Raw genomic sequence first — 17,584 nt, forward strand, 5'->3', positions numbered from 1 at the left:
TCAAGCTCATTATCATTGCCAGAGAGGTTCCGTTTGCCTGGTTTTTTGTTACTGCCGCGCATGATGACCATGTCCTTGTTTGATGGTGATCAAACAACGCGAGTGGAGGCAAAAGGATGCATGTGCGACCGTCGGTTTTCTGCGTGACAATAAAAAGCCGCCACTTGTTTCCAGGTGGCGGCGCTAAAATGGCTCACAGTATAAACTTGCAATAAGGAATGTCTGCCTCTCTCCCAAGAGAGCTCATATACCACTCTTATTTTAGGGGTTTCGCAAGTTCCATTTCTGGGTGTGTTCTACCAGATTGGTGTGGTGTCGTGGCCAATTAACGAAAAAGCCGCCACCCAATGAGGTGACGGCTTGCGATCGGCTGCGCAGGTGCGCCGAGGTGGTGACCGATCGTACTGCGGTTGGTGAGAACGCCTTGTAAAAGCCCCATCGCCGGACATGCGACGACACAGCGACGGGCGGCGGCCAAGCTGGCGCCGAAACTTAAGCTGCAAGGGTGACGCTGGCGCGTGTTTTGAGGTGGGTTCCGAGGAAGGACCGGAGTCGGCCGTCTGGCGTCTCTACAGTGTACAATCCTCTACCCATCGCCGTGATTGCGTGATCGACGACCGTTCCGAGGTGATCGCCCGTGATGTGATAAACGGTTTGGCCCATCGGAATGCGTCTGCCGACCAATCGTCTCGGAAGCGCAATTCTATGAGTCTCCGTAGTTTTGGTATGGACGTGCATGGTCATTGCGGGCTCCTCGTGTTGGGTTTGCAATTGTTAGCATTTGTATATCGAATGATTTCATAGCAGTCAATAGCAAAATGCGATAAATGTTTGCATGCTGCGTACATGTCATGCGGCTTGCGAAGGAGACAGAAGAAATGGCGAAGACGGCCGCAATCGGCATTCGCATCGAGCCCGAGATAAGGGATGCGCTAGTGGTGGCAGCCAAGAGCGAGCGCCGCTCCGTGGCGTCGTACATTGAAAAGCTAATTGCTGATGATCTGGAAAAAAGGGGATTGTTGCCGAAGGGGGCAGTGGAATGATCGGCCATCCGCCTGCGGGATTGCTCGATACAAAGATTGGCGTAAAAGCAAGAAGAGGTAGGAAGGCATCGCACCGATCGGCGTGGCCAGTAGCAGCCTCCTGGGGCTCCTCGATGTTGACAATTTTGTAAAAATAAACAATTGTCGTCTTTGCCAACCTAAACGTTTGTAAATATTGTATTTTCTGCGGCAAAATGCCGCGTAAAAAAACAACACTGCATTGGCTATCCTCCGGCAAAAATTTTTCTGGAGCGCCCATGCACGATTCCTCGTCAGCAGCATTTGCTAAGCCTGTATTTCAAGTATGACGCGACCTCCAAAGTTGCGACGGAGTGGTCTGCCTCGGCGCCTCGCGCTGTTTTGCGAAAGCAGGGTTGTGCCGCTTATCGGTAAAGCTGTGGCAGCCAAAATCTGCCGTTACCTCATCGCCCTTTTTCAAGCGAGAGCGTCGCCACCCATTAAACAAGGGAGGTGGAATTGGCTGGAAATAGAAGCAGGATGCGAGTCACCATCCACGTTTTCGGTCAACCTGAGGCGCAATCTTCATCCTGCGCTAGATCTTGTTCAGAGGTGCGCTCTGAGTGCCGACGTACCTGTTAAGAAGCGTGACAAACGGCCCGCGAAAGCCTTGGTTGCACGAACGCGAAAGGCCAAAGAACGGAAGCCGGGTAAGCCGCGCGGATACGAGCCCAAGACTATAGAGACATTTCCGGACCCACTCTTCGAACTCGATTTCGACCCACCCGAATTTGTGGATGCCCTTCAAGCCCAAATGGAGCGGCATGGCGACACTACCTGGCATCTGCATCGCGCAGTTGTTGATGCTGAAGAATCGTTCGACCGTAAGACGCTTTATACTTGGTTCACAGGAATGAAGACGCCGCGCAGTGTGGCTAGTTTTGAGATCCTGCGCCGCATCGAACAGAGATACCGCCTCCCTGAAGGCTATTTCAAAAGAAAGTTGCCACACACAATGCGAGCAGCAACGGGTCACTACCCCGGCATGGAGATCGGGCCGGCGGAACGACGGCGACTAGCGTGGCATCTCCCCGACGATTTCAACTCGCTTCCAGGCGCGAAGCGCGAAGAAATCGTTGAGTGGGTTCGGCGCGTGATCATCACCGGCGCAACTGACTACCGCAGATATCAAGCGGCGGCGGTTAGGCACCGTTTTGGGCTCAAGTTCCCCTTCTCGGACCGCTTTCAGGTCGAGCTCAGACCGGAAGAGGATGAAGAAGATGATGATCGCGATACGGACAGCAGCAGGCCAGAGGCACCACTCCGCCTGGCAGAGGAACTAGCCGACCTCATCCGCTTTAAAACGGCGACCCTTACCGCAATCGGCTTTCAGCGAAACAAAGTCTGGGGAGATGAAACCACGGCTCAAAAAATTGAGCATTTTGGACTGTTGTTCGGCGCGCTGAACGCTTCGCCGTCGGGGTCTGTCCGCGGACGCGGCGTTCCCCTCAGCGACCTCACTTTTGGCCTCTTGGTTTTTCCAGGGGTCTGGGACTGGTATGTCCAGTGGAGAGAGCGTCGTCGAGGATTCTATACGAGCTGGGAAATGAATATGCTCAGCTCAGGCCTGGAACTGACCCGGTACAAAACCGGCTGGCTGCGGCAAAATCCGGCGCTCCTCGAACGCGTTGTGCCGATTTCAGGGCTGGTGTCTGTGCGAGAGATAGAAGACGCCAAGGCGAATTGGCAGGAGGCATGCGACGCATTCCACCTGCATGCCTTAAGTCGTTTGAGGGAGATTCAGCGAGTAGCGCGCGTCCATCGTGATCCGTTCGAGCCTGTCATGACCATTCTGGAAGCGTCGAGCCCGCTGGCCGAATATAAGAAGATCGCCGATGAGATATTGTTGCGGCTTCCCGACGAGCGAGCATACCCAATTGCCGCAGCCGAAGCCGTTCGATCATTTCTGATGTTGAGGCTGGGTCTCCACCTCGGCCTCAGGCAGAAAAACCTTCGGGAGTTACTTCTGTGCCCTCGGGGTTCGGCACCTCGGACCGAGCGGCAACTGAGCGACTTGAAGCGCGGCGAAATACGCTGGAGTGAGCGAGACAGAGGCTGGGAAGTTTTAATCCCGGCGAATGCGTTCAAGAATTCAACGTCATCGTTTTTTGGTTCGAAGCCCTATCGGCTCGTTTTACCGAACTTCATCGGCCTCTATGATCAAATCGACGCATACTTTAAAAGACATCGCGCGAAGCTTTTGCGAGGAGCAAGAGACCCCGGCACCCTGTTTATAAAAACGGTCAAGGCAACCAGCAGGAAGGCCGAATATGATAAAACTTCGTTTTACGAAGCTTGGCGACTGACGATTGCGCGCTATGGCATCTACAATCCGTACACTGGTCGTGGGGCTATTAAAGGCCTACTGCCCCATGGCCCGCACAATTTGCGAGACGTCCTCGCTACACACGTCCTTAAGAAGACTGGCTCCTACGAACAGGCAAGCTATGCTATCCAAGACACGCCAGAAATGGTGCGGAAACACTACGGTCGGTTTCTCCCTGAAGACAAAGCTGCGCTGGCAGCGAGGATATTGAATCAGGTCTGGGAGGGCGATGAAATGAGAAGGCGCGTATCAGATTCGAGCGAGGCCGCATGACCTACGCACTCTCCGCCCTCGCCGTCCGCCGCCGCACGCTATAGAAGAGACACGTATGCCAGATGAAGACGAAGACATGCTTGACGCGGAGCGAGCGCGCGAAACAAAGAGCCGCAACGAAGAAACATTTCCCAGTTCTGTAGTGGAAGCCTTGATTGCCGGAGAAAAACCCGTTCGCGTTTACCGGGAGCAGCGCGGCCGGACGACCGCGCTGTTGGCCGAAAATTTCGGCGTTTCTCAGTCCCATATTGAAGAGATAGAAGAGGGAAAGATCCAATGCCAAGCTGCTACCATGGAGGCCGTCGCCCTGGCATTGGGTGTCGACCTCGACGACCTGGTTTGAGCCCAGCATTCAACGCACATTTGGAGCCCACATGCCCCACTTCTCCACCCCTGAAGAACACGAAGCCCACCGCGTCCAGCGCCTGGCGAAAGCGATCGAGGACCGCGATTTTACAGCATCCGAAATCGAGAAGAAATTCGCACCAGGCACACACGGCTGCCACGAGGCGATGCACGTTGCCTGCCTCATGAACGACTTGGTCGACGAGCGCCTGTGCAGCCATCCTGCCATCCTACGGAACGCCGAATGGTATCGGCTGGCTGCAACGGCCCAGGAAGCGCTGTGGGCGCTATATCAGGCGATTGGGGACGAGCATATGAATGCATAGGGCTGGGGACGTTAAGGACCAGAAAAGGTGCCTTGCCTTCCACAGGCCAACGCTGTTCTCATGCTTTGCCGCGTGCGCTCTCAACACGGGAGCAGTTTGCTTCTGGTGGCCGATCTTGGCGTCAGCGGCTCGGTGATCAACCTATGCGAGGGCACCCCTCGCGATTGGCGAGGCGAAGAACTGTATACTCTCCCCGGAATCCTATCCCATCCACAACGATCGACCGACGGGTTACCGACTGAATCGCTGGGTCGCGCATTCCGTAACGGTAGGCGCGGCGAATAGCTTGCCGCTCGCTGCAACCGCGCCGGCGCTCGTAGTTTCTTCTATCTTGATCTCGATATTCCAACTGCGGGCCATCCCGTCCAATGTAGAGATCAAGGGACTGCGCCAACGACACCGCTGGCAACGCTGTCCAAGAGCTTCCAACAATCATCGCAATCGCGAGAATTTTTCCAACCGTGTTTTTCATGTCTGCCTCCTGCACTCGATTCGTATGAGTGAGAGATAACGGAACAACGAAGTCGGTGAAATTATGTTCCGAGGGCGGCGCTTGACTCATCCGCGAACGAGAACATAATAAGAACAGTCTCGGCGATGCGGCCGCCATTCCGGCAATTTATCCACAAGACATCCACCGGGTTATGCACAGTGGGAAGGAGAAGCCATGCCTGCGATCAGCGCCGCCGCGTATGACATCCAATATTCCGGCCCGGTTGATGAGATCGCCCCGCCCTCGCCTTCCAGAGGGACGATGGGAACTCATAAGGACAAAGCTGCTCGACCGGCCGCTTTGCGCCAAAAAGCGGACGGGGGCTTCGTTGGGAGACTTGGCCGATTTGGAGCCGACAGCAGAATGTCTGCAGCCAGTGCGCCAACACGGAAAGCGGGCATCGCGAGTCCTTCGGCCCCGTCCAAGTTTGCTCAAAGCATGTGTAATCGGCAGTCGTGCCTCCATCTTGCTCTTTTCAGACGCCGTTGATCGCAATGATGCGCGACGCGGCCGCAGCCTGCCGCTGTGCGGCCAGTGGCGCGTATTCCGGTGATGCGAAGAGCTGACGAATGGCGTCCTTATTCGGAAACTCGATGATCAGCATGTTGGTAGCTGTCGAGCCTTCCAGTTCGAGAGGGGTTTCATCGATGGCGATAAGCTTGCCGCCGGCTTCGGCGACGAGCGGCAAGGCCTTCGACCGGTAATCTTCGATCGACTTCATGTCCTGGATGTCGAGATCGACGATGAGATAGGCAGACATAGGTTTTTCCTTTCCTGTGGCTTCTGGGGGGCATGGCGCTGTCAGGGGAGATGGCGCCATTTGACCATGCGGTCTTTGAGATCGAGTGTGCCGCCGTCGACAGTGAAGGTACCGTCACCTCGGTGATGCAGCATTCGACGTTCTTTGCAGCTCTCGTTGATCCAGATCCTCGTCGCCTCGAGGATGAAGAGGTTGTAAGGGTCCAAGAGCCTCGTATCGACGACCCGGCATTCGATGTTAGCCAGACAGTCGCGGAGGAGCGGTGCGGACACATCCTTGGCAGGTTGCCTCCTGAGGCCGTATCTCTGGAATTTATCCACCCGATCCCCTGAGCAGTTCCCGACGTCGACAACGGTTTCGGCGAGATCGAGACCGGGTACAGCGATGACACATTCCCCGGTTTCCCGAAGAGCCCGATAGCTGTGATCCCAGGGCCCGATGACGCAACCGATGAGCGGCGGGTCGTGTTGGATCATCATATGGAAGCCCATCGACATGACGTTGGGCTTGCCGTTATCGCTGGTGGAAACCATGACGATCGGGCCAGGTTCCAGGACGCGATAAGCTTGAGATGCGGGTAATTCCTTCATGTTAATCTCCCTTGAGAGGTCCCTGCCTTGATGCAGGGACCCGTCAGGGCCGGCCTGTTACCAGCCCTGTTCTACTGGCAGGACGAACAGCTCTGCTACGTCCACATGGGCCGGGGCCTGGGCTGCGAAGACGATGGTGTCGCCAATATCCTCGCCCTGGAGGAAGGTCATCTGGCTAGCCAGTTCGTCCATCTGCTTGCGGTAGCCCGCATCGGTGATGTGGTCGTAGAGTTCGGTGGCGACAGCGCCTGGCTGGATGCAGGTCACGCGAATGCCGTGTTTCTGGCCGACTTCCATACGCAGGCCGTCGGAGAAGGCTGTGACCGCGTGTTTCGTGGCGCAGTAAACCGACAGGCCCTTGAAGACCTTGCGGCCAGCGATCGAGGACATGTTGAAGATGTGTCCGCAATGCTGCTTGATCATCTGCGGAAGAACGGCGGCTGTGGTGTTCAGCAGGCCCTTCACGTTGACGTCAACCATCCGCTGCCACTCGTCGACCTTGAACTGATCGATATCGGAGAGGGGCATAAGACCGGCATTGTTCACGAGGATGTCGATCGAACCATAGGCATCGACCAGTTTCTTGACGCCCGATTCGACCGAGGTCGTGTCAGCCACGTCCATTTCGATCACGAGAGCTTCACCGCCCTTGGCTTCGATCTGCTTCTTGATATCCTCGAGCTTCTCGGTGCGGCGGGCAGCGATGCCGACCTTTGCGCCGGCTTCAGCAAGCTTAACGGCGGTAGCAGCGCCAATGCCGCTCGATGCGCCGGTGACCAGTGCAATCTTTCCGTTGAGGTTGGTCATCGTCTTTACTCCTTGTCTTGAAGCCCACCACCGCGGTGGGCGTTTCGTTTTGACAAGGAGGAAGCTAAGCTTTTCGGCGTAACGCTTCTCACGGGGTCTTGCTCGACCTGTCGCGATCTTGCTCGAAATCGCGACAGGTCAAAAACTAGCCTCGCCGATAGTGGCTCGGCGGCAGGCCGGTTTCGCGACGGAAGACCTGGGCGAAATGGCTGGGGCTGGAATAGCCGACGGACATGCCAATCTCGATGATGCTGGTACCCGTCTCCTGCAGGAGAAGCTGTGCCCGGGCTATGCGCTGACGGATAAAGTAGCGCGAAGGCGAGAGCCCGGTCGCCTTTTTGAACAGACGACTGAAGTGAAATTCGCTCATGCCCACCGTTTCGGCAAGCTGCGCGAGACTGAACGGCTCGGCAAGATTTTCTTCGAGGTAGGCGACGGCGCGACGAAGCTTAAAGCCGGGAAGCGCGTTTTGGCGATCGTCCGGGGCTTCACTCGCGGCATAATTTCGGATCAGATGCACGGCAAGGGTCTGGGCAAGGCCCTGAATGAACAACTGGCTCCCCTTTCCTTCGGACGTGAGCTCCTGATGGATCAATGCAAGAAGGTGTGACAGCTGCGTGTCCTTGCCCCCGGAGATGTCGCGCAGTGCTGGTGGGGCGGCGCAGCCCAGCACGTCGTAGGTGACACGCTCGAACAGCGGCACGGAGAGATAAAGATGCATGACTTGGAAGGGCGCGTTTCCGATCGCGCGCCAACGCATCTCGTAGGGCTTGGGGGAGCGGGTCAGATAGAAGTCGCCGACCGTGACTGTGTTTGCACCCCAGTCCCCGTCGAAGTCACGCTCCTCGACGACGGCCTCTCCCGACACCACCCACACGATCAGGGGTTCGGCAACAGCGGGAACGAGAAAAGGCTCCTGCTTGTTGAGACGAGAATAGACCTGCACTAACATGTCGTTCCACGCCGGACCGTCGCCACTGACTAGCGTGCGACCGGCTATATACTGTTCAAGCCCGAGCGGGGAGGTCCGCTCCGGCCTTGCAATAACGTCTTCCAGTTCAGGCACGAGGGCCGCTGGATAAATGGGCTTACCTGTAACAGCCGGGATTGGGGGCAAAACGTTTTGATGGGATGGTTCGATGTTTGCCAATACGGTCCCTCTCTCAAAATGGGGTAACTACCTTGAGGTAGCAGAGAACTTCAAATAGATCAGGCCGGCTGTGGGTATGCCGGCCTGATCATGTCTCCACTACCGCTTGCGATAGAGGACCATTCCGGCATGGTGCAGGACGCCACCGACAAAATCGCCGTCGGCCGTAAAGCCGGTATCGTCCCAATACTCGATATGGTTTCCGGACACCTCGTATCGTCCTTGATAGGCACTTTCGCGTGAGCCGCGCGCCTCGTCGTAGCGGCCATTCGGGAGCAACTGGTGCCGGATCCGACCGTCTGCAGTCTCCCACATGCCTATATAAGGGTTCGAGAGCGTCGGGGTGGTCATTGCGCCTGCTCCGTCTTGCCCAGGAAAGACTGAATGGTCTCTGGCTCGACGACCCAGGCGTAGTTCAGTTCATGGCGGATCTTCCATTTACCGGCGGTGCATTCCCAGCCCAGCTGCGAGCGACCGTCGAAGGCGATTACCTTGCCGTCAAGACGATCAATGCGGCCAACGAAGCCTAGGGTCGTCGAAGCGACTTTGTCGCCGACGATAGCATCGTGACTTCCGGTCAGGCCGTGGCGAACCGATCGGGCAGCGTTTTGCAACGCCTCCCAGTTGGCGCCGTAGCGGGCGGAGTTGTTAAAGAGCTGCGTGCTGCCAGGCGCGAAATTGTCGTAGAAAACTCCTTTGGTGCTTTCCAGGTCGTAATACCGGTTCAGCTTTTCTGCGAACACGAAATTGCTATCGCCTTCATGGCGTTCCCAACCCTTCATGATCCAGTCTGCATGGAGTGCGAGAGGAGCATCGGCGCCTTCCCGAGGGCACGCGCTGTCCTGTGCAGCGACAGGTCCGGCGCAGATCCCAAGAGCCAAAGCTGCTGCAAGTCTGATCTTGTTGTGTGTCATGGGAATTTCTCCTTCGATGATCGGTTGTTCTTAGCTGCCAGCCGCCAGGTTGACTGGTCGGCTACGGGCAATAGGTAGACAAATTCGATTGTCGCTTGTATTCCCTTTTCGCTAACGTGATTGGTTAGCAAGGCGCGACAATGACAATCGATCTAAACCTGGTGCCAGTGTTTTTGGCCGTCGCCGAAGAGGGGAATTTCAGGGCGGCCGCTGACCGCCTCGGCGTTACACGGTCCGCGGTAAGCCAAGGAATCAGACGGCTCGAGGATATTTGCGGCATTGCGCTCGTCAGCCGTACGACACGCAGCGTGCGGCTGACCGAAGCGGGCAACCGCTTCCATGAAACCTTGTCTCAGCCAATGGCCGAGGTCAGATCCGCATTCGAGAACGTGGCGGGTGACGCGAGACCCAGCGGCTTGCTGCGGATCGCGGTCACATCGATTGCGGAGCAATTTTTGTCCGGCCCACTGATCGCGTCCTTCGCTGAAGCCCATCCCGGTATCACGATCGACGTCACGGTGACGGACGACATCTTCGACATCGTAGCGGCCGGCTTCGATGGGGGGGTCCGGTTGGGTGAGGTGATCGAGCAGGATATGGTCGCGGTGCCACTGACCAGAGAAGAGAGAGAAGTCGTGGTCGCGACGCCGGGATATTTTGAGGTCCACGGAACGCCCCGCCATCCTCGGGAACTGGTGAATCATCGCTGTATCGGTTGGCGTCCGACTCCAAGTGCTGCGCCGTACCGATGGGAGTTTGAGGAGGATGGCATAACTTTCGACGTTGCCGTCGAGCCGCAAATTACCACAAACGATCTGTATCTGATGGTCCGCACCGCGCTCGCTGGCGGCGGTATTACATTTGCGTTGGAAGAGACTTTTCGACCATATATCGATCGTGGCGAGTTGGTCACGGCGTTAGACGACTATCTGCCGCCGTTTCCAGGGTTCTTCCTCTATTTCCCCAATCGCCGCAATATGGCGCCCAAGCTGCGTGCGCTCATTGACCATGTTCGCGCGAACAGGGTGACACATCTTTAGCCACCCAGTGGCTAAGGATGGCTGGATTTTGTACATCGTGTTGAACATCTATCGCGCCCTGTCCTTCTCCGGTCCGGTGGACCGGAACCGGGTGCGGGTGGGCCGATTGGTGAAGCGCTCGTCCAAAAAGGTGAGGTCGGCCAGCGGTCCCAAAAGCGGTCGTCAGCCTACTTCCGAGCTGACATTAGCTCTCAGAGCCCGTCGTCCCGAACGCTGGGTAGGCGCTATGGGCCGCTGCTTGGTCTCGACTCTCTACCAGATACACGACATCCTGAACGAAGGGGGGCATGAATGGGAACCGTCGTCGACTTCGATCCGCGCAACCGTAGGAAACGGAAGATGGCGCGCAATGCCCGCAGTCCCTCTGCGCTGCAGCAGAGGTTCCGGCCGTGGTTGCTCATGGTGCCGCTCGCTGCCGTTGTGCTTGGCGGCGTCTATGGTTGGGCCACTGTAGCGCCGAACGACACGATCAGCGCCGCATTCTCGATCTGCGGCGTTACAGCTCGCAACACCTGCGTGGTAGACGGCGACACGTTCTGGCTTCAGGGCGTGAAATACCGGATATCGGACATCGACACGCCAGAGATCAGCGAACCCAGATGCCAGGAGGAACGGACTCTTGGCGAGACGGCGAAATACCGGCTTCAATCTCTGCTCAACGAAGGCCCCTTCGGTTTGAAAGCCGGCCTGAGAGATGAAGACAAGTACGGGCGCAAGCTCAGGGCGGTTTATCGCGGCGGCCGATCGCTAGGGAGTATTCTCGTTGAGGAGGGGCTCGCTCGACCGTGGACCGGCCAACGCATGCCATGGTGCGCATAGCATTGATCTAAAGCAAACAACCTACCGCGCGGATTGCAACATGGACGCGACATGAAAAACCGCGAACTCGGGCATCTCCGTCGGTAAATTATTGATATTATTTTTAATTTTCTGGTCGGAAGCGGTGTTGCCGCGACACTGTGAACAAGCGTCTTTATCCGGAACCTCGACGTAGGGGTCGCCGTCGATGGTGTTCGGAGCTCCGAGGGCAATGCCTGGTGTCCAGATGTAGCCCTTCTGCGCGTCCTTGAGCTTCCGGACGGAACCGAGCGTGGTGCGGTTCATGATCCAGTTCGCGTTGCGGGCGTAGGACGACTTCAGGCTGTACTTCATCGTCAGCAGGCCGTTTGCCTGCCCGTCAGCGTCAGCAATGGTCGTGGCCGAGCCAGAGTTGTTGCCGCCAACGCCAGAAGCGACCAGGATGCCCTCTGGCCTGCCGACAGCATTGCCGGAGACGAAGGCCGCACCTTCAGCAACAGCGAACTGCTCAGTGGCTTCGAAGCTGATCTCCGATTCCATGTTGAATGCGGAATCTTCGAGGTTCTGGTTCGAGATGTCGATCAGCGCGTACATCTCGTGGGTCGGAATTTCCCACATGCCGTAGCGCAGACCGTCGGTCTCGGTCTTCGTGCCCTGGTCAGCGACCCACTGTGCAGCGAACTGGCCGGTGCGCTTCGGGATCATGATTGCCTTGGAGGCAGTCTGACGAACACGAGCAAGCGAGCGAACCGGCGAGACGTCCGTGACGCCCTTGATGATCTCGCGAATGTACTCGGCCGGCGCAAGGTAGCCGCCGGTCGTGTCATTCGCGATGCCGAGCGCCTTGTATTCTGCGGCGACGTCGGCGAGTGCCTTCTGCTGGTCAGCCGAGAGGTTCGGAACGCCGACAAGGTTTGCGCCAACAACGGCACGCGCCCACGATTCGACCTTGGCCTTCAGCTCAGCCTTGCGCTCGGTCGGATCCGAAGAACCCTTCAGCGAAAGCCGATTGAGCTTGGCTTCCAGGTCGTCGACGTGCTTCTGCCACTTCGCAAACATCCGATCGCCAACGCCTGTTTCCGGTAGGTATGCCTGCCAGTCCTCGCCCTCTGGCACCTCCAGTTTTGACCTCAATTCGGCTTCGTGGTCTTTCAGTGCGCGGCGCGCATCCTCTAATCTTGGCAAATGGGTCCTCCTCCGCCGGCTGATGGCCGGACGTTGCAGTTGATGATGAAAGAATTGTTCGACGGCCCGCGGTGCGGACGGCTGCAGTTAAATAGTATATCGACGCGATAACCCGTCAACGAGCTACGATGCGCAGGCTGGGTTACATGTACTAATGCTGATTTCTGGCTCAGAAGCTAAATAGTAACGGCATCTATTTCAGGCCAGCTGTTTCTACACTAATGGTATTGGGGTGGATTCCGTCAAGGGCGGCTGTTGTCGATTAAGACGCCCTGGCAGCTAGCTTCTGGCCTATCCATGCCAAGACCTCAGCGCGAGAAAAAGCGATACGCTTCTCCCCCAGCGCGACTGCGGCCGGAAATTTCCCCTCTGAACGAAGGCGATGAATCATCGTCTTTGACATGCTGGTCCTGAAGCAGGTCTCTTTGAGGGAAATTAGGGTATAATTGTCATTGTCAGCGGTCGGATTCATGGTGTCTCCTCGTCATGCGCGCGGACGGAATCCGTGCGACAGATTGATCGATTGAAATTTGAGAAGGTTCGGTAGCCGACGCGCCATGGTCGGGTTAGGGTCAATCGACCCCTCATGGGGCCACGCCTCTCTGGGCGCTTCAAGCGGGTTTTCCCCGCGGCTCTTGGATGCCGAGACACCCTGTGCGGGAACCACCCCGCGTATAGACCTGCCACCAAACAAGTCGATAAAGCCTATATAGGCCAAAGCATCCGAATAATCTAGGATGAATATTTACTTTCGGTTGCAGTTTATTGCTTGACGAACTTTGTAAAAACTACGCGCCGCAAAAGGATGCCCAGTCGTTCATCAGCGCGCGGCGCTTTTCCAAAGCATCCGATCGACGGTATGCTTGCTCCGTGGCGTCGCCTTCAATATGGGCCAGCGCCCCTTCGATCACCTCTCGAGCATGGGTTGTGCAGTCGCCGGCCCAGTCTCGGAACGTTGAGCGCATGCCGTGAAGAGTGACAGACTTATCGATCGAGGCAGCCCGCAGAGATTTAGTCATCATCGTGTCACTGATCGCGGCGCCCTCTTTGCCCCCTTCAAAAACGATCTCGCCCGTGGATTCGTTTTTCATCGCTAGGAGTATATCGACGGCGCGATCCGTCAATGGAACACGATGTTCGCGAAACTTCTTCATCCGTTCCTTCGGAATCGTCCACACCTTTGCTTCAAGGTCGAACTCGGACCAGACTGCGCCGCGGACTTCACCCGTGCGATTTCCGTTTAGTATTAAGAATTCCACCATCGTGGCAGCAGTGCCTTTCGCCTCCCGAAGCCTTATCATTGCCGCCGGTGCATCCTTATAGGCCATGGCCTTGTGATGGCCTCGGCTCAGCTTCTGGCGCGCCGGCATCACCTTCTCAAGCAAACCCTTCCAGCGGGCCGGGTTGCCCGCCGTGCGCCATTCGTGGGCGATGCCGTAGTCGATGACGGCCTGAATACGCGAACGGAGCCGGTTGGCTGTTTCAGGCCGCTCGCTCCAATGAACCATGAGGCAGTCTTTGACATCACCGATGACGATATCCGCGACCGGCATGTCGTGCAGCGGCTTCGCATAATCGTTGAGGGTCATTTCCCATTGGGCCTTGTGCTTGGCATTCCGCCAATCGCCCTTGCGAGTATCAAGCAGCCCGTCCATGCAATCCTTGAACGTCTTCGCCTGCAGTGGTCGACGATCGGCACGAGGATCTTCACCGCGAGCAAGTTGAAGGCGAATCGCGTCGGCCTTCTCGCGCGCCAGCGCTAAGTTGACCGGGGCAGTGCCCTGGCCGTATCCGCCAAGCCCGACTTCGTTACGCTCATCGCCACGGCGCCAGATGAATACCCAGTTCTTGCTGCCGCCCTTCTGCGCCCTTATGTAAAGGCCGTCGCCGTCACCGTAGATTCCGGTTTTGGAGATGGTCTTGATTTTCGTCTCGCTAAGCTTGTTCCGAGCCATGAAAAAACCTCCGCCGAACCCTCATTTTTACGACGGTTATCATAACGGTCAGGGATTGTCCATTTGGAACATTCGTAATTCTCGTTTGTTTACAATGGCATCCGACAGGCCGTTGGACCATATGGACCGTAAAAACGGCGGAACAGCGGACACCTCTTCCGCCATCCTCCAATACCAAATCATCCCATTGAGCCCGCAGACGCCTTGATCATCAGGCAAGAGAGTGGTCTTTGTTTTTCCCACTTAGTCCCACTCAACCCCGCGCATATCCGGTCAAAATGGGGTACCGAACCGGGTACAGGCGGAACAAAATCCGGGTATCTTGGGGGAAGCATGCTCACAGACGCGCAGGTCAAGCGGGCGAAGGCGACTGACAAGTCATACCGCCTGACCGATGGCGAGGGCTTGCATGTGTTTGTAACGCCTGCGGAAAACTCTGGAGGATGCGCTACGAGTTCGGGGGGAAAGAAAAACTGCTCGCGGCAGGTTCAAACTCGCTTGCGAGCACCGCAGCGAAGATGGCGTCCGACTGTGCCGCGGTGAACTTGATCTTTCCGGGCACCAGCTTCGCGACGCCCAGTTTGGCGAGCTCGCGCCTGACGGCTGCTGACCTCGTGGTAAAGCCAACGCCGATCGTCGGTACTTTGACCGGGTCAAGATGGCATGTCAGCGGATTGCCCTCGTGCCCAGGCACCAAAGCCCGCCCACGCGATGACGTGGTGGTGATGGTCATTTGGGTATCCTTGTGGTGGCGCCATGATGGTCCCCTGAGTGGTGGTGGTTTTGGTTACAGGGAGCCCAACGAGATGATCTCGCCCATTGGGTTTTCCTGTGATGTGGGAATAAAAAAAAGGGCCGCCGAAGCCAGCCGTAAGGCAAAAATCTTGGGGTTGACGAAGGTGCACATTCGCCGGCAGGTTGCCGAAGGGAGTTTCACAATGCGGATTGCAACCTTCGGCTCATGCCTTTCACTTCGAGTAGCGGACCAATACCGAGCGGCATACGGCGGCAATGTAATCTCATGCGTTTACCACAACAGGAGCGATCAGTTTATTGGGCGATTTGTCGATGGGCGGGTGGACGAACTATCCCATGAAGGTGTTCGGGAGGCGATTGGAGTTACGCCTGGCACAGAGGAGGATTCGATCCTTCGTAATCAATGCCGGACCACCATGGGAAGCCATTTGCTGAAGAGGTGGACTCCGTTCCTCGATGCGCTGGACAAGAAAGACATCGACCTGCTGCTGATCGATAATTTCATGGATGCATCAGCGGCACTCCGGTCGATCGGCGACATGCAGTTCTTCTCAAGGGTGCCCGCGACAAAAGGTAATGGGTTGCGCATCACGCCGAAACTGACGCCGGATCAATCGGCGGCAAATTTCAACACGATTCTGAGGCATTTTCGCTGGAAGCTCCCAGATGCCGCTATAGTGTTTACTGCGTTTCCCTGGAACACATATCCAGAGGGCGACAGGGAGCAAAGGAGAATGTGGGAAAAACGCTTCTCCTCTCGCCTGAGGACAAGAGGAGGCCTCGTTCTTCCCACGAAAATCGTCCCCGCCGAGTTGCATGGAGATGCCCCGTCGCATTTCCGGCCGCAAATGTACGAAATGTACGCCCATGATGTGCGGCGTTTAGTTGAGAGGAGCCAAGCTCCAGGGAGATTCCCAAGTTTTATGCGCGCTATGCAGCAAGGTCTTCAAACCTTTGCTCAAGCCTCTCAAACCGCCTTCGCTGGTACGCCGCTTCTACGGCAAAGCATTCTTCATAGCGCAGCCCATAGCGATCACCGGCCATGATTTCCTGCTGAATGACTTCCTGTGCGATAACATTACCTTCAGAGTCACACGCCATCGAGTTAATCGCCGGAGTAAGATCGCCCTCCGACCCGGAGACATACGCAACAGTTTGTCCTTGAACCATCGGTGACAACCTTGTGCCGAGCGGGTTGCCCGGTGGTTGCAGGGTCTTCTGCTTCAGGTCGATGTAGTGAGTGACGCGCGGCGCTGTAGAATGTTTCGCCGCTTCGCAGAAATATGGCATCCTGCTTGCCTTGCCGCATTGAGGACACATTCAGCGCTGCATGATGGAGCGTCCGTGGCCAGTGTGTTGCAGCCTCTACTCATCAGTTGAGCTCAGCAAAGTGCGGTGGAGGATTATGCAATGCATTACAGCGTGCAGTTTTTCACCTGGACCCCGAAGCAGGGCGTCCATCAGGTCGGATCGGCGATCGAGATCGATGCCGCCAATCCGAAGCTGGCGGCCGTTTCGCTGCTGGGGCTTCGGCTGGACGAGACCGGTGCTGCCAAAAAGCTCGCGGTTCGCGTCTGGAACATACCGGACGACAGCAAGGCGGATTGCGCCTGCTTCTACTATCATTGAGAAACGCACTCGTCCGTGATCGGCTGCCGAGAGCTGTGAGGTTAAGCTGAGCTGTGTCCGGCCGACGCTACGCCGCCGCCCCGCCCCAGGTCACGACCAGTACGGGCCGCGCTCTGGCTGAGCTATTTATCATCGTTATCACAGTGGGAAAAATTGGAGGCCTCGCCCGGAATTGAACCGGGGTACAAGGATTTGCAGTCCTCTGCGTCACCACTCCGCCACGAGGCCTCACGAGTTCGAATAGTCGAACTGTGGCGGCGGTTTAGAATGATCCTAGAGAAATCGCAAGGGGCAATTTCTGAAAAACATCCTTGGCTAGGTTTGAAATTACGGTTTCGAACTGTTCCTCCACAGCCTTGATGGACCGGCAAAACCACCGATCATTGAGACACGACCAGATCAATGATAGCGGCGGATCAGCCCCACAAGTTTTCCCTGTATCTTGACCCGGTCCGGCCCGAAGATCCGCGTTTCGTAGGCTGGGTTGGCGGCTTCCAGTGCGATCGACGCGCCCTTGCGGCGAAACCGCTTCAGCGTCGCCTCCTCGTCGTCGACCAGCGCAACGATGATTTCGCCAGGGCTGGCGCTGTTGGTGTTGCGGATGATGACCGTGTCGCCATCCAGAATACCGGCCTCGATCATCGAATCACCGCGAACTTCGAGCGCATAATGTTCGCCGGGCCCGACCATCTCCAGGGGCACGGAAATATCATGCGTATTGTTCTGGATCGCCGAGATCGGCACGCCGGCGGCGATCCTGCCCATGACGGGTATGGAGACGCTGTCGTGGTGTGCGGCGGTCTTGACGGGCGCGGTTGGCGCCGGCTGCGCGCCGAGGCTGCCCTGGATGACGCTCGGTGAAAAGCCACGCTTGGGCTGCAGGCTCATCGAATAGGCCTCCGGCAACTTGATCACCTCAAGCGCCCTTGCCCGATTGGGCAGACGCCGGATGAAGCCCCGCTCCTCAAGCGCGGTGATCAGCCGGTGAATGCCGGATTTTGATGCGAGATCCAGCGCATCCTTCATCTCGTCGAACGACGGCGGCACGCCCGATTCTTTCATTCTTTCGTGAATGAACAGAAGCAGTTCCTGTTGCTTGCGGGTCAGCATGAACGATCACTCCAGAATCGAGAAACAAATCAAGAACGAACACTATATGTTCCATATGTGTTCCGC

The 17,584-nt window shown here is 56.9% G+C and carries 20 protein-coding genes and 1 tRNA gene; 8 read left to right on the forward strand and 13 right to left on the reverse strand.

Annotation, left to right across the window (positions count from 1 at the left end; translation table 11 throughout):
• Positions 1-878: 878 nt before the first annotated feature.
• The 4 genes from AC1D17_RS14805 (at position 879) to AC1D17_RS14820 (ending at position 4,331) form a co-directional block, all read left to right on the forward strand.
• On the forward strand, positions 879-1,043 hold the full coding sequence (locus AC1D17_RS14805; protein ID WP_477566149.1) for a hypothetical protein: 165 nt from the start codon (positions 879-881) through the stop codon (positions 1,041-1,043).
• Positions 1,044-1,347: 304 nt separating this feature from the next.
• Positions 1,348-3,660, forward strand: a complete 2,313-nt coding sequence (locus tag AC1D17_RS14810) for a hypothetical protein (RefSeq protein WP_477566150.1) — start codon at positions 1,348-1,350, stop codon at positions 3,658-3,660.
• A gap of 55 nt (positions 3,661-3,715) precedes the next feature.
• A complete protein-coding gene (locus AC1D17_RS14815; protein ID WP_477566151.1) occupies positions 3,716-4,003 on the forward strand; it encodes a helix-turn-helix domain-containing protein in 288 nt (95 codons plus the stop codon).
• A 31-nt stretch (positions 4,004-4,034) separates the two neighbouring features.
• Positions 4,035-4,331 (forward strand): hypothetical protein, encoded by a 297-nt coding sequence (locus tag AC1D17_RS14820; protein WP_477566152.1) that lies wholly within the window; start codon positions 4,035-4,037, stop codon positions 4,329-4,331.
• 136 nt (positions 4,332-4,467) lie between these two features.
• Here the strand turns inward: AC1D17_RS14820 and AC1D17_RS14825 are convergent, their stop codons facing one another.
• The 7 genes from AC1D17_RS14825 to AC1D17_RS14855 all read right to left on the reverse strand — a co-directional run bounded on the left by AC1D17_RS14825 (position 4,468) and on the right by AC1D17_RS14855 (position 9,045).
• Positions 4,468-4,803: a hypothetical protein gene (locus tag AC1D17_RS14825; protein WP_477566153.1), complete on the reverse strand. Its 336-nt coding sequence runs from the start codon at positions 4,801-4,803 to the stop codon at positions 4,468-4,470.
• 496 nt (positions 4,804-5,299) lie between these two features.
• The gene (locus AC1D17_RS14830) at positions 5,300-5,584 is read right to left on the reverse strand and encodes a DUF1330 domain-containing protein (RefSeq protein WP_477566154.1); all 285 of its coding nucleotides are present in this window, start codon (positions 5,582-5,584) and stop codon (positions 5,300-5,302) included.
• Positions 5,585-5,625: 41 nt separating this feature from the next.
• The gene (locus AC1D17_RS14835; RefSeq protein WP_477566155.1) at positions 5,626-6,174 is read right to left on the reverse strand and encodes a flavin reductase family protein; all 549 of its coding nucleotides are present in this window, start codon (positions 6,172-6,174) and stop codon (positions 5,626-5,628) included.
• 57 nt (positions 6,175-6,231) lie between these two features.
• Positions 6,232-6,981: an SDR family oxidoreductase gene (locus tag AC1D17_RS14840; protein ID WP_477566156.1), complete on the reverse strand. Its 750-nt coding sequence runs from the start codon at positions 6,979-6,981 to the stop codon at positions 6,232-6,234.
• Positions 6,982-7,126: 145 nt separating this feature from the next.
• The gene (locus AC1D17_RS14845) at positions 7,127-8,131 is read right to left on the reverse strand and encodes a helix-turn-helix domain-containing protein (protein ID WP_477566157.1); all 1,005 of its coding nucleotides are present in this window, start codon (positions 8,129-8,131) and stop codon (positions 7,127-7,129) included.
• Positions 8,132-8,230: 99 nt separating this feature from the next.
• The gene (locus AC1D17_RS14850) at positions 8,231-8,482 is read right to left on the reverse strand and encodes an Atu4866 domain-containing protein (RefSeq protein WP_477566158.1); all 252 of its coding nucleotides are present in this window, start codon (positions 8,480-8,482) and stop codon (positions 8,231-8,233) included.
• On the reverse strand, positions 8,479-9,045 hold the full coding sequence (locus AC1D17_RS14855; RefSeq protein WP_477566159.1) for a hypothetical protein: 567 nt from the start codon (positions 9,043-9,045) through the stop codon (positions 8,479-8,481). Before AC1D17_RS14855 ends, AC1D17_RS14850 begins: the two co-directional genes overlap by 4 nt.
• 140 nt (positions 9,046-9,185) lie before the next feature.
• Here AC1D17_RS14855 and AC1D17_RS14860 point away from each other — a divergent pair, with 140 nt between their 5' ends.
• Both AC1D17_RS14860 and AC1D17_RS14865 read left to right on the forward strand, forming a co-directional pair.
• Positions 9,186-10,085 carry a LysR family transcriptional regulator gene (locus tag AC1D17_RS14860; protein WP_477566160.1) on the forward strand — a complete coding sequence of 300 codons (900 nt, stop codon included), beginning with the start codon at positions 9,186-9,188 and terminating at the stop codon, positions 10,083-10,085.
• Positions 10,086-10,376: 291 nt separating this feature from the next.
• The gene (locus AC1D17_RS14865; protein WP_477566161.1) at positions 10,377-10,904 is read left to right on the forward strand and encodes a thermonuclease family protein; all 528 of its coding nucleotides are present in this window, start codon (positions 10,377-10,379) and stop codon (positions 10,902-10,904) included.
• Positions 10,905-10,925: 21 nt separating this feature from the next.
• On the opposite strand, the gene AC1D17_RS14870 is transcribed toward AC1D17_RS14865, so the two are convergent.
• From AC1D17_RS14870 to AC1D17_RS14885, 4 genes are all read right to left on the reverse strand, one after another.
• Positions 10,926-12,068, reverse strand: a complete 1,143-nt coding sequence (locus tag AC1D17_RS14870; protein ID WP_477566162.1) for a phage major capsid protein — start codon at positions 12,066-12,068, stop codon at positions 10,926-10,928.
• A 262-nt stretch (positions 12,069-12,330) separates the two neighbouring features.
• Complete coding sequence (locus tag AC1D17_RS14875; protein WP_477566163.1) at positions 12,331-12,540, reverse strand: helix-turn-helix transcriptional regulator; 210 nt, start codon at positions 12,538-12,540, stop codon at positions 12,331-12,333.
• 316 nt (positions 12,541-12,856) lie between these two features.
• Positions 12,857-14,023, reverse strand: coding sequence for a tyrosine-type recombinase/integrase (locus AC1D17_RS14880; protein WP_477566164.1), 1,167 nt, complete (start codon positions 14,021-14,023; stop codon positions 12,857-12,859).
• Positions 14,024-14,471: 448 nt separating this feature from the next.
• Positions 14,472-14,756 carry a hypothetical protein gene (locus tag AC1D17_RS14885; RefSeq protein WP_477566165.1) on the reverse strand — a complete coding sequence of 95 codons (285 nt, stop codon included), beginning with the start codon at positions 14,754-14,756 and terminating at the stop codon, positions 14,472-14,474.
• 73 nt (positions 14,757-14,829) lie between these two features.
• On the opposite strand from AC1D17_RS14885, the gene AC1D17_RS14890 reads away from it, so the two are divergent.
• Together AC1D17_RS14890 and AC1D17_RS14895 are read left to right on the forward strand one after the other, a co-directional pair.
• Entirely contained in the window at positions 14,830-15,825 is a 996-nt protein-coding gene (locus AC1D17_RS14890) for a hypothetical protein (protein ID WP_477566166.1), read from the forward strand.
• A 364-nt stretch (positions 15,826-16,189) separates the two neighbouring features.
• Complete coding sequence (locus tag AC1D17_RS14895; RefSeq protein WP_477566167.1) at positions 16,190-16,408, forward strand: hypothetical protein; 219 nt, start codon at positions 16,190-16,192, stop codon at positions 16,406-16,408.
• A gap of 154 nt (positions 16,409-16,562) precedes the next feature.
• Here AC1D17_RS14895 and AC1D17_RS14900 read toward each other — a convergent pair.
• A tRNA-Cys gene (locus AC1D17_RS14900) sits at positions 16,563-16,636 on the reverse strand.
• 171 nt (positions 16,637-16,807) lie between these two features.
• The gene (gene lexA, locus AC1D17_RS14905; protein ID WP_477566168.1) at positions 16,808-17,518 is read right to left on the reverse strand and encodes a transcriptional repressor LexA; all 711 of its coding nucleotides are present in this window, start codon (positions 17,516-17,518) and stop codon (positions 16,808-16,810) included.
• Positions 17,519-17,584: the final 66 nt, after the last annotated feature.

It is taken from the genome of Pararhizobium sp. P1_E7, from assembly GCF_056405855.1.

Excerpts from the sequence above, each read along its gene's own strand:
- AC1D17_RS14805 (WP_477566149.1), top strand. The coding sequence starts at position 879 with ATGGCGAAGACGGCCGCAATCGGCATTCGCATCGAGCCCGAGATAAGG.
- AC1D17_RS14810 (WP_477566150.1), top strand. The coding sequence starts at position 1,348 with ATGACGCGACCTCCAAAGTTGCGACGGAGTGGTCTGCCTCGGCGCCTC.
- AC1D17_RS14815 (WP_477566151.1), top strand. The coding sequence starts at position 3,716 with ATGCCAGATGAAGACGAAGACATGCTTGACGCGGAGCGAGCGCGCGAA.
- AC1D17_RS14820 (WP_477566152.1), top strand. The coding sequence starts at position 4,035 with ATGCCCCACTTCTCCACCCCTGAAGAACACGAAGCCCACCGCGTCCAG.
- AC1D17_RS14825 (WP_477566153.1), bottom strand. The coding sequence starts at position 4,803 with ATGAAAAACACGGTTGGAAAAATTCTCGCGATTGCGATGATTGTTGGA.
- AC1D17_RS14830 (WP_477566154.1), bottom strand. The coding sequence starts at position 5,584 with ATGTCTGCCTATCTCATCGTCGATCTCGACATCCAGGACATGAAGTCG.
- AC1D17_RS14835 (WP_477566155.1), bottom strand. The coding sequence starts at position 6,174 with ATGAAGGAATTACCCGCATCTCAAGCTTATCGCGTCCTGGAACCTGGC.
- AC1D17_RS14840 (WP_477566156.1), bottom strand. The coding sequence starts at position 6,981 with ATGACCAACCTCAACGGAAAGATTGCACTGGTCACCGGCGCATCGAGC.
- AC1D17_RS14850 (WP_477566158.1), bottom strand. The coding sequence starts at position 8,482 with ATGACCACCCCGACGCTCTCGAACCCTTATATAGGCATGTGGGAGACT.
- AC1D17_RS14855 (WP_477566159.1), bottom strand. The coding sequence starts at position 9,045 with ATGACACACAACAAGATCAGACTTGCAGCAGCTTTGGCTCTTGGGATC.
- AC1D17_RS14860 (WP_477566160.1), top strand. The coding sequence starts at position 9,186 with ATGACAATCGATCTAAACCTGGTGCCAGTGTTTTTGGCCGTCGCCGAA.
- AC1D17_RS14865 (WP_477566161.1), top strand. The coding sequence starts at position 10,377 with ATGGGAACCGTCGTCGACTTCGATCCGCGCAACCGTAGGAAACGGAAG.
- AC1D17_RS14875 (WP_477566163.1), bottom strand. The coding sequence starts at position 12,540 with ATGAATCCGACCGCTGACAATGACAATTATACCCTAATTTCCCTCAAA.
- AC1D17_RS14880 (WP_477566164.1), bottom strand. The coding sequence starts at position 14,023 with ATGGCTCGGAACAAGCTTAGCGAGACGAAAATCAAGACCATCTCCAAA.
- AC1D17_RS14885 (WP_477566165.1), bottom strand. The coding sequence starts at position 14,756 with ATGACCATCACCACCACGTCATCGCGTGGGCGGGCTTTGGTGCCTGGG.
- AC1D17_RS14890 (WP_477566166.1), top strand. The coding sequence starts at position 14,830 with ATGATCTCGCCCATTGGGTTTTCCTGTGATGTGGGAATAAAAAAAAGG.
- AC1D17_RS14895 (WP_477566167.1), top strand. The coding sequence starts at position 16,190 with ATGCATTACAGCGTGCAGTTTTTCACCTGGACCCCGAAGCAGGGCGTC.
- lexA (WP_477566168.1), bottom strand. The coding sequence starts at position 17,518 with ATGCTGACCCGCAAGCAACAGGAACTGCTTCTGTTCATTCACGAAAGA.